At 53.2% G+C, this 14,418-nt stretch carries 13 protein-coding genes and 1 pseudogene; 6 read left to right on the forward strand and 8 right to left on the reverse strand.

What is annotated here, in order from left to right; translation table 11 throughout:
* Positions 1–53: 53 nt before the first annotated feature.
* The 3 genes from LCF41_RS05720 (at position 54) to LCF41_RS05730 (ending at position 2,911) form a co-directional block, all read left to right on the forward strand.
* A complete protein-coding gene (locus tag LCF41_RS05720; protein WP_039353071.1) occupies positions 54–257 on the forward strand; it encodes a YbdD/YjiX family protein in 204 nt (67 codons plus the stop codon).
* Between the two features lie 16 nt (positions 258–273).
* The gene (yjiA, locus tag LCF41_RS05725; protein WP_225087250.1) at positions 274–1,275 is read left to right on the forward strand and encodes a GTPase; all 1,002 of its coding nucleotides are present in this window, start codon (positions 274–276) and stop codon (positions 1,273–1,275) included.
* A 253-nt stretch (positions 1,276–1,528) separates the two neighbouring features.
* Complete coding sequence (locus LCF41_RS05730) at positions 1,529–2,911, forward strand: glycoside hydrolase family 28 protein (protein WP_225087251.1); 1,383 nt, start codon at positions 1,529–1,531, stop codon at positions 2,909–2,911.
* Between the two features lie 107 nt (positions 2,912–3,018).
* On the opposite strand, the gene ybaK is transcribed toward LCF41_RS05730, so the two are convergent.
* Together ybaK and LCF41_RS05740 are read right to left on the reverse strand one after the other, a co-directional pair.
* The gene (gene ybaK / locus LCF41_RS05735) at positions 3,019–3,498 is read right to left on the reverse strand and encodes a Cys-tRNA(Pro)/Cys-tRNA(Cys) deacylase YbaK (protein ID WP_225087252.1); all 480 of its coding nucleotides are present in this window, start codon (positions 3,496–3,498) and stop codon (positions 3,019–3,021) included.
* Between the two features lie 70 nt (positions 3,499–3,568).
* A complete protein-coding gene (locus LCF41_RS05740; RefSeq protein WP_225087253.1) occupies positions 3,569–4,387 on the reverse strand; it encodes a TraB/GumN family protein in 819 nt (272 codons plus the stop codon).
* Positions 4,388–4,574: 187 nt separating this feature from the next.
* On the opposite strand from LCF41_RS05740, the pseudogene LCF41_RS05745 reads away from it, so the two are divergent.
* Both LCF41_RS05745 and LCF41_RS05750 read left to right on the forward strand, forming a co-directional pair.
* Positions 4,575–4,751: pseudogene (locus LCF41_RS05745) on the forward strand (type II toxin-antitoxin system HicA family toxin); the annotation flags it as partial.
* A 27-nt stretch (positions 4,752–4,778) separates the two neighbouring features.
* Positions 4,779–5,210, forward strand: a complete 432-nt coding sequence (locus LCF41_RS05750) for a type II toxin-antitoxin system HicB family antitoxin (RefSeq protein WP_225088108.1) — start codon at positions 4,779–4,781, stop codon at positions 5,208–5,210.
* A gap of 94 nt (positions 5,211–5,304) precedes the next feature.
* On the opposite strand, the gene copA is transcribed toward LCF41_RS05750, so the two are convergent.
* Positions 5,305–8,028, reverse strand: a complete 2,724-nt coding sequence (gene copA / locus LCF41_RS05755; RefSeq protein WP_225087254.1) for a copper-exporting P-type ATPase CopA — start codon at positions 8,026–8,028, stop codon at positions 5,305–5,307.
* 116 nt (positions 8,029–8,144) lie between these two features.
* Here copA and cueR point away from each other — a divergent pair, with 116 nt between their 5' ends.
* A complete protein-coding gene (gene cueR, locus LCF41_RS05760; RefSeq protein ID WP_225087255.1) occupies positions 8,145–8,561 on the forward strand; it encodes a Cu(I)-responsive transcriptional regulator in 417 nt (138 codons plus the stop codon).
* Between the two features lie 57 nt (positions 8,562–8,618).
* On the opposite strand, the gene LCF41_RS05765 is transcribed toward cueR, so the two are convergent.
* From LCF41_RS05765 to nrdA, 5 genes are all read right to left on the reverse strand, one after another.
* Positions 8,619–9,074 (reverse strand): NfeD family protein, encoded by a 456-nt coding sequence (locus tag LCF41_RS05765; RefSeq protein ID WP_225087256.1) that lies wholly within the window; start codon positions 9,072–9,074, stop codon positions 8,619–8,621.
* On the reverse strand, positions 9,074–9,988 hold the full coding sequence (locus LCF41_RS05770) for an SPFH domain-containing protein (RefSeq protein WP_015839389.1): 915 nt from the start codon (positions 9,986–9,988) through the stop codon (positions 9,074–9,076). Before LCF41_RS05770 ends, LCF41_RS05765 begins: the two co-directional genes overlap by 1 nt.
* A gap of 146 nt (positions 9,989–10,134) precedes the next feature.
* Positions 10,135–10,395 (reverse strand): class I ribonucleotide reductase maintenance protein YfaE, encoded by a 261-nt coding sequence (yfaE, locus tag LCF41_RS05775; protein ID WP_010284079.1) that lies wholly within the window; start codon positions 10,393–10,395, stop codon positions 10,135–10,137.
* Between the two features lie 3 nt (positions 10,396–10,398).
* Complete coding sequence (gene nrdB, locus LCF41_RS05780) at positions 10,399–11,529, reverse strand: class Ia ribonucleoside-diphosphate reductase subunit beta (protein WP_039353027.1); 1,131 nt, start codon at positions 11,527–11,529, stop codon at positions 10,399–10,401.
* Positions 11,530–11,779: 250 nt separating this feature from the next.
* Positions 11,780–14,065 (reverse strand): class 1a ribonucleoside-diphosphate reductase subunit alpha, encoded by a 2,286-nt coding sequence (gene nrdA, locus LCF41_RS05785; RefSeq protein ID WP_225087257.1) that lies wholly within the window; start codon positions 14,063–14,065, stop codon positions 11,780–11,782.
* Between the last annotated feature and the right edge of the window lie 353 nt (positions 14,066–14,418).

Here is a 14,418-nt window from a genome sequence, read left to right on the forward strand (position 1 = left end):
TACAGGGTATTTTTTATCTAGCCGCTATCGCAGGCGATGGTCTGGAGGTAATGATGTTTGGCAATCTGGGAAAAGCAGGAAAATATTTGGGCCAGGCGGCGCGTATGCTGGTCGGTATGCCAGACTATGACACCTACGTGCAGCATATGCAGACCAACCACCCGGATAAACCTGTGATGACGTATGAAGAATTTTTCCGCGAACGCCAGCAGGCGCGTTACGGCGGAGATGGCAAAGGCGGGATGCGCTGCTGTTAACGATTTGGAACCTGTTATGACTCAACCTTTATCCTCTGATGTGGCTACCCCTGTGTATGTCACCATCCTGACCGGGTTTCTCGGCGCGGGAAAAACCACCTTATTACGACATATTCTGAATGCAGACCACGGCTATAAAATCGCCGTGATTGAAAACGAATTCGGCGAAGTACCGATTGATAATACGTTAATCGGTGAACGCGCGAGCCAAATTACGACCCTGAGCAACGGTTGCATCTGCTGCACACAGTCCAATGAACTGGCCGATGCGCTGCTCGATCTGATCGACGGCGTTGATAACGGTACGCTGGATTTCGATCACGTCATCATTGAATGCACGGGTATGGCTGATCCTGGGCCGGTAGCACAGACCTTCTTCTCGCATGACGTTATCTGCGAACGCTTTGTGCTGGATGGCATCATCACGCTGGTGGATGCGGTACATGCGCAACAGCAGCTCGATCAGTTCACTATCGCGCAGTCGCAGATTGGCTATGCCGACCGCATACTGCTAACTAAAACCGACGTAGCAACTGAGGACGACACGCTGCTACCGCGTCTTCAGCGCATTAATGCGCGTGCACCGATCTATCCCGTAGTACACGGCGATATCGATCTGAGCGTGCTGTTTAACATCGACGGCTTTGTTCTCGGCGATAATGTGCTCAGTGACAAACTGGACGTGAAAACGCCCGTATTCCGCTTTGTTGCCCCCGCGCAGAATAACGTGCACTCCATTGTTGTGTATCTCGATAAGGCGGTTGAGCTTCAGTCTGTTTCCGATGTGATGGAAAACCTGCTACTGCAATTCTCCGATAACCTGCTGCGTTATAAAGGCATTCTGGCGATTAACGGTGACGATCGCCGTTTGCTGTTTCAGGGCGTTCAGCGCTTGTACAGCGCCGATTGGGACAGAGAATGGCAGCCTGGTGAAGAAAGAAAGAGCGTGCTGGTGTTTATTGGTGTGGATTTACCTGAACAGGACATTCGTGACGCTTTCGCTCGCCTGACGGCATAAGATCATTCATCTTATCTGTGCTGGTCGCTCTGGCCAGCACCATTCCTTATTCCGCTTACGTTGCTCACTACCCGACAGAACGGTATTCAGGCTATGCCCATCGGCAAAATGTGAATAGGGCAATTGCACAGAAAAATTCATACCTTATTGTAATTATTACGAATACATCTAAAACGTGATCGCTCCTCGCTTTTTTATGGAATGAGAGTGTTATTTTATTAAAACTATATTTCATTTTTTAGTGAGGTTAAGTATGCGTAGTGGTCTTGCCCTGTCGTTAATGGCTTCCTGCATCACATTGGGTATTCAAGCAGGCTCTGCACAAGCGGCCAGCTCAGTGAAATTCCCCGATAAAATCTGTGACGTAACGCAATACGGCGCCGAAGGCCACCGCTTACAGATCGCACTGAATACCGAGGCTTTCCAGAAAGCGATTGATGACTGTGCTGCGGCCGGCGGGGGAACGGTACACGTACCTCGCGGTAACTATCTGGTCGATCCGCTGTTCCTGAAAAGTAATATCAGGCTGGATTTAGCGAAAGATGCGACCATTGTTGCGTCGACCGAAGAAGCGGCGTATCGCGCCACGGAAAAAACCAAGTACGCTGAAGCGGAAAATGGCTGGCTTCCCTTCATCAGTATTGCGGATGCGCAAAACGTGGCTATCACCGGCCAGGGCACCATTGATGGGCAGGGCGCCGTCTGGTGGGAACGCTGGCGTGCCAATATTCGCGCAACGGGCAAGAAAGGTGGTACCGATCGTCCACGCCTGATTTATATCAAAAATTCCAGTAACGTGTTGGTGGACGGCGTCACGCTCACGCACTCCCCAAGTTTCCACGTTGTGATGCGTTACTCGCATGATGTGGATGTGAACGGTACGCGGATTCTGTCGCCGTGGCATGCGCCAAACACGGATGCTATCGACCCGATCGACAGCCAGAACATCCGTATTACCAACAATTATATCGACTGTAATGACGACCATATCGCGATAAAAGCCGAGAAGCCGGATAGTCGCTTCCCGAACGGCGTCGTCGATAATATTTATATCGCCAATAACATCCTGAAGCAGGGGCGCGGTATCTCCATCGGCAGTGAAACCTCCGGCGGTGTGAATAACGTGCTGGTCGAAAATAACCAGTTCGAAGGTTCTATGTACGGAATCCGTATTAAAACCCTGCGTGGTAAAGGCGGTGAAGTGAAAAACATCACCTACCGTAATACTAAAATGGTGGATGTCGAAATCCCGCTGGTCTTTGCGGGTTACTATAAAGCCGCGCCGATTGTGCAGGCTGAAGTAGACAAGATGCTGGCCGAAGGCGGCTTCACTATGGGCGAGCAGATTTACCCACCGGATACCGATCCAGAGCAGCCGTTTGATCAATACAAAACGCCGCATTTCAGTAATGTGACGATTGAGAATCTGGAGTCGACCGGTAAGACCAAGGCGGCGGCATACATTATCGGCGTGCCGGAAGCCCCGCTCAGTGGTTTCCACTTTGATAACGTGCGCATTGATGCAGATAAAGGGATTCGCATAAGGAACGCGGAACTGCAAACCAAAGGCCTGACGGTGAATGTGAAAGAAGGCCCAGTGATGCAGCTGGATAAAGGGGCGAAAGTCGATCAGTAATCGATTATGAAGCGGTAGCGGGGGGCACACTGGCCGTGGAGTCCTCTGCTACCTGCTTCACTTTGCTACACGTCACCCGGCAGGTGATGGCCGTTCAGCGACGGATATTAATCATGTCTGGCGATATCGGCAAAGGTCGCACGCAGTAGCCGCGCCAGATCGTCTGCCGATAGCTCAATATCCAACCCGCGTTTACCGCCGGAAATGAAAATGGTATCGAACTGGCGTGCCGGTTCATCAATGACCGTCGGCAGGAGTTTCTTTTGCCCAAGCGGGCTGATTCCCCCAACCAGATAACCGGTTACACGCTGAGCGATGACCGGATCGGCCATATCGGCTTTTTTGGCCGACAGCGCGCGAGCGACTTTCTTGAGATCCAGCATTCCGGCGACGGGCGTGACGGCTACGGCGAGGTTTTTCGCATCGCCATTCAGAGCAACGAGCAGCGTTTTATAAACCTGTTCTTTATTCAGTCCCAGCTTTCTGGCCGCTTCCTCGCCAAAATTGGTTTCGTCACTGTCGTGGTGGTAGCTGTGCAGCGTAAAGGCGATCTTATTCTTTTCGAGCAGATTGACTGCGGGTGTCATGATTTCACTGTCCTTAACCCTTTCGCGGGTTTTATCTTGCAGACGCGGTTGCGCGTCATAATGTGTTCTTTTATGGCGTGGTGGAATGACCATTTCTGAGCAATGTGGGTAAATTCTCATCGCCATACAGATGCAGGGCACCGACGGCCACAACGTAGTTTCCGGGCGGCAGCGCCTGAAGTTGCCGTTGCCAGAGGCGGTTACGCTGGCCCATCAGCAGGTCGGTCATTTCATTGCTAAATGTTGCGGGGATATCCGGCTTATATTGGCCTGGCTTGCTGTCTAGCCACCAGCCGACCATCGTTTGCAGCAGACGCGCGTTGGTGTGCCAGTGTTGAATTGTATCTTCCAGCAGCAGCAAACCGCCCTGTGGCAGCTGCTGTAACAACTCAACCTGCGTCTGTTGCCCTTCTAGTTCGATGACCGGAATACCGTGAGATTTCGCCGCGTTAATCAACTGATAATCGATGCCATAGTCGGGGCGTAAGCCCAGCAGCTGTGCCTGCCTTGCTTGCAGCATCAGCGCGGCCTGCCAGGCCGGAAGCGTATTGATATTGCTTTCATCGAAAGCGAGCGATTCGCAGATTTTTTGCAACTGGCGGTAGCTGTCTGGGCTGAGGCGTTGCACCAGCGGTGGCTCGTTATCACTGTGGCCGAAGGGGGAGTGTGCATCGGAGATATCGGCTTCGACGATGAGTGCGGTCGCCTGGCGGAGCTGTCGTAACAGCGTATCGGGCAGCGGTGCCATATCCTGACTCCCCATATGAATACTGCCGACCAGATGTAGCTGTCGTTCGTTGGCAAGCTGAACGTCTATCGCCGGATAGGCATAAGCCAGCGGTGAAATAAAACCAAGAAAAGTTGCGATTCTGCGCAGCAGTTGCCCCATTGATTCCGCCTCCTGATGTGGGAATAACTATGCTAAACGCTAGATGCGGAACAATACAAGGTGTACCAATCCTAAGGGCACTGAAGCCTCAGAGTTTGGCTGCTCATCCGTTATCGATTTTCCCTGCGCGTAAAATATTGATGGGTGTGTATTAGTGTGTATAATGAAAATCAGGTTAGGAGGATATATGAAATCAACTGACCTGATAAAGGAGCTGGCAGCGGCAGGTTGTGAGTGCAAACGGCATAACGGCGGAAGCCATCAAATATGGTGGTCACCCATTACCGGAAAAACGTTTCCGGTGCCGCATCCCAAAAAGGATTTACCACTTGGAACTGTCAAATCCATCAAAAAATGGCGGGGATCTAATCCCCGCCTTTTCGGAGGCAATATGTTTTTCTCAGTCGGTGTGGAAACGCCAAAAGATGACGCTACGGCATATGGGCTGATCGTTCCGGCATTGTGTACTGATGATTACGGCTGTTTCTCCGCGGCTGACAGCCAGCAAGATATCGCACGCATGGCGCGGGAAGCGATTTTAGCCCTTATTGATGAAGCGGTGAGTCGCGGAAGTCTGGACATTAAGCGACTTAATGATGCTGGATATCTGATCTATGCGGCGATGCCTGATTTCGCGGACTACGATAGTTGGTTTGTGCTGGATGTCGATCTATCGGCTTTTGAAGGAAAGCCGCAGAGATTGAATATTTCACTTCCTGATACGTTGATACAGCGTATTGATAATCGCGTGCGGGAGCAGCCGGGAACTTATCGCGATCGTAGCCATTTTTTGGCAGAAGCGGCACGTCATGAACTGGAGTGAGTCTGGTTAAATAGGTCTGACGACAGTCGATAAAAACCATGACAATTTCCGAAAGAGGAAACGCGGCGCGTTGTTGAGACGCGCCGCATTTGTATTACTCACTTTTAGGTGTAAAACGCAGCAGGCGGTTAGCGTTGCTGACAACCGTGATGGAGGAGAGCGCCATGGCGGCACCAGCGACCACCGGGCTGAGTAGCGCACCGGTCAGCGGGTAAAGTACGCCCGCGGCAATCGGGATTCCCAGCGAGTTATAGATAAATGCGCCCAGCAGGTTCTGCTTCATGTTGCGCAGCGTGGCATTGGAGAGCGCCAGCGCATCGGCGACGCCGTGCAGACTGTGGCGCATCAGCGTGATGGCGGCGGTTTCAATCGCAATATCGCTGCCGCCGCCCATCGCAATGCCGACATCGGCCTGCGCCAGCGCGGGCGCATCGTTGATGCCATCACCAATCATCGCCACGCGTTTGCCTTGAGCCTGTAGCTTTTTGATGGCTTCGGCTTTTCCGTCTGGCAGCACCCCAGCAATCACCTGGTCGATACCCGCTTCTTTCGCGATGCGCTTCGCCGTAAGCGGGTTGTCCCCTGTTAGCATGACGAGCTGATAGCCCTGCCGATGCAGACGCTGCAAGGCGCTCACGCTATCTGCTCGCAGCGGATCGTGAATAGATAACACCGCGATGATGCGACCATTCGCCGCAAGCAATACTGGCGTGATCCCGCGCTGAGCCTGTTCGTTGATCAGTGTTTCACCTTCGGTGATATCGACCTGATGCTGTTTGAGTAGTGCCGGATTCCCCAACAGCAGAGTGGTATCGCCGATCTTGCCGCTGACGCCGAGACCGCGCAGCGTACGGAACTGCTCGGTTGGCGTGAGCGGCAGATTCTCTGCTCGTTCAAGAATCGCTTTTGCCAGAGGATGATTCGATCCCTGTTCCAGCGAGGCCGCCCAGGCCAGTGCCTGTGTTTCCGTTACGTCACCGAAGGTATGAACCGCCACAACGCGCGGCTGTCCTTCGGTTAGCGTACCGGTTTTGTCAAACACCAGCACATCTAGCTTGCTGGCCTGCTGTAAGGCATCGGCATCTCGCACCAGCACGCCAAACTCCGCAGCACGTCCGACGCCGGAAATAATCGACATCGGCGTTGCCAGCCCAAGTGCGCAGGGGCAGGCAATGATCAGGACGGTCGTGACGATGATGAGCGTGTAGACCATCTGCGGCTGCGGCCCAACGAAGAACCAGATCGCGCCGCTGAGAAGCGCAATAGCCACAACGACGGGCACAAACACGGCAGAGATGCGATCCGCCAACTGGCCGATAGCGGGTTTGCTGCTTTGTGCCTGCCTGACCAGCCGAATAATGCGCGACAGCGTGGTTTGATTACCAATTGCATCCGCTCGGAAGAGAACGCTGCCGTCGGAAACCAGCGTACCCGCATGCACCGTATCGCCAGCTGTTTTGGCTTGCGGGATCGGCTCCCCGGTCAGCATCGCTTCATCCACCCAGACCTCACCTTGCAGTATCTCGCCATCGACAGGAATACGATCGCCGGTTGTCAGGCGCAGCGTCATGCCGGACTGCACAGCGGACAACGGAATCGATTTCTCACCTTCTTCTGTCACGACGCGAGCGGTGGGCGGCGTCAAATCCAGTAGCCGCTCCAACGCACGAGAAGATCGCTGGCGGGCACGCTGTTCCAGTGCATGACCGAGGTTGATTAAACCGATGATCATCGCGCTGGCTTCATAATAAAGATGGCGCGCCGCCATTGGAAAAAGGTCCGGCCACAGGTTAACGGTAATGGAGTAAAGCCACGCCGCCCCCGTTCCCAGCGCGACCAGCGTATCCATGGTTGCGACACCGTTTCTAAGGCTACGCCAGGCGTTACGGTAAAAATGACTGCCAGCCAATACCATCACCGCCAGCGTCAAAATACCGATGATGAGCCACGGCGTTTGGCTTTCTGGCGTCAGACTCATGCTGCCGCCCAGCACGCCCCACAGCATTAGCGGCACACCGAGCAGTAAGCCCAGCGCGGCCTGCCATTGGAAACGGCGGATTGCCTGCTGAGAGGTTTGCTGCTGGCGCGCGCGGCGTGCTTCTTCGTCCTGAATGATTTCCGCCCCATAGCCCGATTGTTCAACGGCGGCAATCAACGCTTCCGGTTCAGCATGACCGCTGACCAACGCACTGCGTTCGGCCAGATTGACACGCGCTTGCGTGACGCCGCTGACGTTTTGCAGCGCCGTCTGTACGCGGTTTACGCAGCTGGCGCAGCTCATGCCCTGAAGCAGGAGCTGCACGCTGTCGTCATCGTGGGTGGACGATGTGGTTGTTGCCGGAAGAATACTCTCGGCCGCTGGCAGCGCTTCCGGCGTCGTCGCTACCTGTGCCAGCGGCTCAGTTTTTGGGTGAACACTCTCCTGCACGCTGGCGTGATAGCCGGCTTCTTCAATGGCGCTAATCAGTATTGTGGCCTCAACGTTGCCGTACACGCTTGCCTGCTCTGTAGTGACATCCGTCGCCACAACGCCGGGAATAACTTCCAGCACTTTACGCGTAGCCGCGACGCAGTGATTGCAGCTCAGGCCGGAAAGCTGGAGGGACACATCCGGTGTAGTCGCAAGCTGCGCTTCGTAGCCAGCCTGCTCAATGGCGTCGATCAACGTCTGCGAATCAATGTCGCCGCTGACGCTGGCGTACTGTTGTGTGACGCTGGTTTGTTCGACCGCAGGAAGCGCGTCCAGTGCTTTTTTAACACGTTGGACACAGTGTCCGCAGGTTAGACCCTGCAATGACAACACGATGGTTTGTGACATAATAATTTTCTCCCGTGATCACAGCCGGAGGTGAAAGACGTTGACCGGCTATCTGATTTCTACTAGTTATTGGGTAAGGTAAACCTTCTAGCAAGGGGAGGGTCAAGGGGGAAATCATGAATATCAGTGATGTCGCGAAAAAAACCGGTCTTAGCAGTAAAACCATTCGCTTCTATGAAGAAAAAGAACTTCTGACTACGCCGCTGCGTTCTGAAAATGGTTACCGTAGCTACGACGATCATCACGTTGAAGAGCTCACGCTGCTGCGCCAGGCTCGTCAGGTTGGGTTTAATCTGGATGAATGCCGGGAACTGGTGACGCTGTTTAACGATCCGCTGCGGCGAAGTGCGGATGTCAAAGCGCGTACCTTGCAGAAAGTGCACGAAATCGAAATGCATATCGAAGAGCTAAAAACGATGCGTGAACAGTTGCTGGCGCTGGCCGAGCAGTGTCCGGGTGACGGTGGGGCGGACTGTCCGATAATCAATAATCTGGCGGGCTGTTGTCAGAAGAGTAAGTCGTCGGAAGCGTAAATTGCCAAAAAGTAAGCCGTCATAAAGGGGAGACGGGCTCCCCTACAGTGTGTGCGGTTAGCGCTCTGTTGGGCGCACATGCAGCGTGATGCCATCAATGGCAATCACTTCGACAGGCGTGCCCGCGGGCAGATCCTGCTCTGCTTTCACACGCCAACTGCTGTCACCGATGTTTACCCGGCCGAAACAGTTAGTCACCGGGTCGGTCAGGGTCGCGCGCAGGCCAATCAACTGCTGCCCGCGTTGGTTGAGCGTTGACTGTGGGCGTGACAGCGTCCGTTTACGTAGCCAATACCACCAGAGCAGCGCCGTGACGATCGTCAGGATGGCAAAAATTGTTCCCTGCCATGGCCAGCCCAGCGGCATGACCCACGTGAGCAGCCCAACCAATACCGCCGATAAGCCGCTCCACAGTAAATAGCCACTGGCGCCTAGCATTTCGGCGGCTAAAAGCAGGCCGCCGAGTGACAGCCAGAACCAGTGCGCATTTTCCATCACCAGTTCAATGCCCATTATTTACCTCGGCTTTCTTTACTGTCTTTAACCAGTTCTGCAATTCCGCCGATAGCACCCATTAAATTGCTGGCTTCCAACGGCATCATGATGACTTTGCTGTTATTGGAAGAACCAATCTGTTGCAGTGCATCGGTATATTTCTGGGCGATGAAGTAGTTGACTGCCTGAATGTCGCCCGCCGCGATGGCCTCTGACACCATCTTGGTTGCCTGTGCTTCCGCTTCCGCCGCACGTTCACGCGCCTCTGCTTCCAGGAACGCGGACTGACGCAGGCCTTCTGCTTTCAGGATCTGCGACTGTTTTTCCCCTTCGGCTTTCAGGATTGCGGCCTGACGCACCCCTTCGGCTTCCAGAATATCGGCACGCTTGTTACGTTCCGCTTTCATCTGCGCGTTCATCGCGGCAATCAGCTCTGTTGGCGGACGAACGTCGCGGATCTCAATACGGGTAATCTTAATGCCCCACGGGTTGGTCGCTTCGTCCACGATATGCAGCAGGCGGGTATTGATGCTGTCACGCTGAGACAGCATTTCGTCCAGCTCCATCGAACCCAGTACGGTACGAATGTTGGTCATTGTCAGATTGACGATAGCCTGTTCCAGATTGCTAACTTCATAAGCGGCGCGAGCCGGATCGATAACCTGGATAAAACACACCGCGTCGATGGTGACGTTGGCGTTATCTTTCGAAATGATTTCCTGTGAGGGAATATCCAGCACCTGTTCCATCATATTAATTTTGCGGCCGACACGATCCATAAATGGCACGACCAGATTAAGGCCCGGCATCAGCGTTTTGGTATAACGACCAAACCGTTCCACAGTCCATTGATATCCCTGGGGTACGATTTTGATGCCTGACCAGACAATGATGAGTGCAACAAAGATCAAAATAGGAATGACGGTGAGCATGTTTTAAAACCTCCAGGTTGTTTTATATCGGTCAAAAGACGATGTCAGCGGGTAGTGTAACTCACTTGCGTAGGAAAGCGGGCAGGAAATGCGCCCGCCAGCGAGAGCGATAGACGGAGTAGTCGATGTGGGAGGACGGAACGGGATTAAATATCGAGTTCGATGTCGCCTTGCGGCATGCAGCAGCAGGGGAGAATTTCATCCTGTTGGATGCAGGCCAGTGGGGTTTGGCGATACGCGACTCTGCCTTTTACCAGACGCAGTCGGCAGGAACCGCAATAGCCGGAGCGGCACTGATATTCAATGCTGACGCGGTTGGACTCCAGCACATCCAGCAGGGAAGGGCCGTCGTCTGAGCAGGAAAACTGCGCACCGGATGTGCGCAGTGTGATCGTTGGATTGCTCATCGCTTACAGTTGGAAATCGCTCAGGTCATCGTCGCTGATTTCTGAATCGATCTGGCCGACCAGATAGGAGCTGACTTCCACTTCCTGAGGCGCGACCTGCACGTTATCGGATACCAGCCAGGCATTGATCCACGGAATAGGGTTAGTGCGCGTCTGGAACGGCAGCGGCAGCCCAACCGCCTGCATGCGAATGTTGGTGATGTACTCCACGTACTGGCACAGGATATCCTTGTTCAGACCAATCATCGAACCGTCGCGGAACAGGTATTCCGCCCACTCTTTTTCCTGCTGCGCGGCGAGCACAAACAGGTCATAACACTCTTGCTGACACTCTTCGGCAATCTGCGCCATTTCAGGATCGTCATGGCCAGAGCGCATCAGGTTCAACATGTGCTGCGTGCCGGTCAGGTGCAGCGCTTCATCACGCGCGATCAGCTTGATGATTTTGGCGTTGCCTTCCATGAGCTCGCGTTCTGCAAAAGCAAATGAACACGCGAAGCTGACGTAGAAGCGAATGGCTTCCAGCGCGTTCACACTCATCAGGCACAGATACAACTGCTTTTTGAGCGTGTGCAGGTTCACTGTCACGGTCTTGCCGTTAACCTGATGTGTGCCTTCGCCCAGCAGATGATAGTAGCTGGTCATTTCGATCAGCGAGTCATAGTAGCCGGAGATATCTTTGGCGCGCTTCAGGATCTCGTCATTCGTGACGATATCGTCAAACACCAGAGACGGATCGTTCACGATATTACGGATGATGTGCGTGTAAGAGCGTGAGTGAATGGTTTCTGAGAAAGCCCAGGTTTCTACCCAGGTTTCCAGCTCAGGGATCGAAATCAGCGGCAGCAGCGCCACGTTTGGGCTACGACCCTGAATCGAATCCAGCAGCGTCTGGTATTTAAGATTGCTGATAAAGATATGCTTTTCATGATCGGGCAGTGCCTGATAGTCGATACGATCGCGCGACACGTCGACTTCTTCCGGGCGCCAGAAGAAGGACAGTTGCTTTTCGATCAGCTTTTCGAAAATTTCATATTTTTGCTGGTCGAAACGGGCAACGTTAACGGACTGGCCGAAGAACATCGGTTCTAGCAACTGGTCATTTTTATTCTGTGAAAAAGTGGTATAGGCCATGAGTCTCTCCAAAAAATGCCGGGAGCATTTTTTAATGCCGATTGCGGCAGCCCCGTAGGGGGTGGGCAGGGACGCCCGCTATAAAAGGATGAAAGGCTGCATTGCAGCCTTTCATTATCATACCCGTCATACTTCAAGTTGCATGTGCGTTGGCTGCGTTCAGTCACCCGAATCACTTACCTGAGTAAGCTCATCGGGATTCCCTCGCTTGCCGCCTTCCTGAAACTCGAATTATTTAGGGTATATTGGCTTAAATCTTACATGCGCCGCCTTCGCAGCCGTCGTCCTGTGGCTCTGCCAGCAGGTCGTCCTGTACGTCTTCTGCGCCGTCACGGGTGTTTTGGTAATACAGCGTTTTCACGCCGAATTTGTAAGCCGTGACCAGATCTTTCAGCAACTGTTTCATCGGCACTTTGCCTGATGGGAAACGCGACGGATCGTAGTTGGTGTTAGAAGAAATAGCCTGATCGACAAATTTCTGCATCAACCCCACCAGTTGCAGGTAACCATCGTTGCCTGGCATTTCCCACAGCAGCTCGTAAGCATCTTTCAGTGTTTCGTATTCCGGCACCACCTGGCGCAGGATACCGTCTTTGGATGCTTTAACGCTGATGTGGCCGCGCGGTGGTTCAATGCCGTTGGTCGCGTTGGAGATCTGAGACGACGTCTCAGACGGCATCAGTGCAGACAGCGTGGAGTTACGCAGCCCGTATTCTTTGATGTCGTTACGCAGCGCTTCCCAGTCGAGATGCAGCGGTTCGTTGCAAATCGCATCCAGATCGCGCTTATAGGTATCGATAGGCAGGATACCCTGCGAATAGGTGGTTTCATTGAACCACGGGCAGGCACCTTGCTCGCGCGCCAGCACGTTAGAGGCTTTCAGCAGGTAGTATTGAATCGCTTCAAACGTTCTGTGTGTCAGGTTGTTGGCGCTGCCGTCAGAGTAACGCACGCCGTTTTTCGCCAGATAGTAAGCGAAGTTGATGACGCCAATACCGAGCGTGCGGCGGCCCATCGCGCCACGCTCTGCGGCCGTGATTGGGTAATCCTGATAGTCCAGCAGGGCATCCAGCGCGCGTACAGCCAGCGTCGCCAGCTCTTCCAGATCCTCTAAGCTGTTGATAGCACCGAGGTTGAAAGCAGACAGCGTACACAGCGCGATTTCACCGTTTTCATCATTCACGTCGTCCAACGGCTTGGTCGGCAGTGCGATTTCCAGACACAGGTTGGACTGGCGAACCGGCGCAATCTGCGGATCGAACGGGCTGTGCGTATTGCAGTGGTCAACGTTCTGAATATAGATACGGCCGGTGGAAGCACGTTCCTGCATCATCAGAGAGAACAGCTCAACGGCTTTGATGCGCTGTTTGCGGATGCTGTCATCCTGCTCATATTGCACATACAGACGCTCGAACTCATCCTGATCGGCGAAGAACGCGTCGTATAACCCCGGTACGTCAGACGGGCTGAACAGCGTGATGTCTTCTCCTTTTACCAGACGCTGATACATCAGTTTGTTCAACTGCACGCCATAGTCGAGGTGACGAACGCGGTTACCTTCTACACCACGGTTGTTTTTCAGCACCAGCAGACTTTCCACTTCCAGATGCCACAATGGGTAGAACAGTGTAGCTGCACCGCCGCGTACACCGCCCTGAGAGCAGGATTTCACCGCAGTCTGGAAGTGTTTGTAGAAAGGAATACAGCCGGTGTGGAAGGCTTCACCGCCGCGAATTGGGCTGCCGAGCGCACGGATACGGCCCGCGTTGATGCCGATACCGGCACGCTGGGAAACGTATTTCACGATTGCACTGGATGTCGCATTGATGGAATCCAGACTATCGCCGCATTCGATCAGCACGCAGGAACTGAACTGACGCGTTGGCGTACGCACGCCCGCCATGATTGGCGTCGGCAGGGAAATCTTGAAGGTGGAAATCGCGTCGTAAAAACGTTTGATGTAATCCAGACGCGTTTCACGTGGGTAACCGGAGAACAGGCATGCCGCGACCAGAATGTACAGGAACTGGGCGCTTTCGTAGATATCACCGGTGACGCGGTTTTGTACCAGATATTTCCCTTCCAGCTGTTTAACCGCCGCGTAGGAGAAATTCATGTCACGCCAGTGATCGATGAAAGCGTCCATCTGGGCGAATTCTTCTGGGCTATAGTCTTCCAGCAGGTGTTTGTCGTACTTGCCCAGTTCCACCATCTTGGTGACGTGAGTCAGCAGTGCTGGCGGCTCAAACTGACCGTAGGCTTTCTTGCGCAGATGAAAGATAGCCAGACGCGCGGCCAGATATTGATAATCCGGGCTTTCGCGCGAGATCAGATCGGCGGCGGCCTTAATGATGGTCTCGTGGATATCGGCGGTCTTGATGCCATCGTAAAACTGAATGTGGGAGCGAAGTTCGACCTGAGAGACGGAGACATTGTGTAAACCCTCTGCGGCCCAGGTAATGACGCGGTGGATTTTATCCAAATTGATTTTTTCTTTACTGCCATCGCGTTTGGTAACGAGCAAGCTCTGGTTCATGTTGGGATTTACCTGTTGGTGAAAATAAAAAATATCCCCTGTTTATTCACAGAAACCACCCTGTGACTAACTCTGTGGATAAATACTAGATATAGATATTTTTTGATAAAAGGCTACTACATGGTGAGTATTGTAGTGTGGATTCTTTGAAGAACAAGAGTTGATTTTTCGTTAATTTGGAGGTTTAAGAAAAGATATTTTGTTAAAAACCTCGCCTGATAAGGCCTGTGGCGATGTCAATATCATTCTCGGTTTTGATAAGAAAAAGAAAACCTGAAGGCTTTGCTGGTTTTGGCACCAGAAGGATAAAGGCGCGCGGCAAAAAACCGCGCAGCATTTAAGAATATTCTGAA

The organism is Pectobacterium colocasium (assembly GCF_020181655.1).
Taxonomy (GTDB): domain Bacteria; phylum Pseudomonadota; class Gammaproteobacteria; order Enterobacterales; family Enterobacteriaceae; genus Pectobacterium; species Pectobacterium colocasium.

Bases quoted from the DNA above. Each gene is read 5' to 3' on its own strand.
- LCF41_RS05720 (WP_039353071.1), top strand. From the start codon at position 54: ATGTTTGGCAATCTGGGAAAAGCAGGAAAATATTTGGGCCAGGCGGCG.
- yjiA (WP_225087250.1), top strand. From the start codon at position 274: ATGACTCAACCTTTATCCTCTGATGTGGCTACCCCTGTGTATGTCACC.
- LCF41_RS05730 (WP_225087251.1), top strand. From the start codon at position 1,529: ATGCGTAGTGGTCTTGCCCTGTCGTTAATGGCTTCCTGCATCACATTG.
- ybaK (WP_225087252.1), bottom strand. From the start codon at position 3,498: ATGACACCCGCAGTCAATCTGCTCGAAAAGAATAAGATCGCCTTTACG.
- LCF41_RS05740 (WP_225087253.1), bottom strand. From the start codon at position 4,387: ATGGGGCAACTGCTGCGCAGAATCGCAACTTTTCTTGGTTTTATTTCA.
- LCF41_RS05750 (WP_225088108.1), top strand. From the start codon at position 4,779: ATGTTTTTCTCAGTCGGTGTGGAAACGCCAAAAGATGACGCTACGGCA.
- copA (WP_225087254.1), bottom strand. From the start codon at position 8,028: ATGTCACAAACCATCGTGTTGTCATTGCAGGGTCTAACCTGCGGACAC.
- cueR (WP_225087255.1), top strand. From the start codon at position 8,145: ATGAATATCAGTGATGTCGCGAAAAAAACCGGTCTTAGCAGTAAAACC.
- LCF41_RS05765 (WP_225087256.1), bottom strand. From the start codon at position 9,074: ATGGGCATTGAACTGGTGATGGAAAATGCGCACTGGTTCTGGCTGTCA.
- LCF41_RS05770 (WP_015839389.1), bottom strand. From the start codon at position 9,988: ATGCTCACCGTCATTCCTATTTTGATCTTTGTTGCACTCATCATTGTC.
- yfaE (WP_010284079.1), bottom strand. From the start codon at position 10,395: ATGAGCAATCCAACGATCACACTGCGCACATCCGGTGCGCAGTTTTCC.
- nrdB (WP_039353027.1), bottom strand. From the start codon at position 11,529: ATGGCCTATACCACTTTTTCACAGAATAAAAATGACCAGTTGCTAGAA.
- nrdA (WP_225087257.1), bottom strand. From the start codon at position 14,065: ATGAACCAGAGCTTGCTCGTTACCAAACGCGATGGCAGTAAAGAAAAA.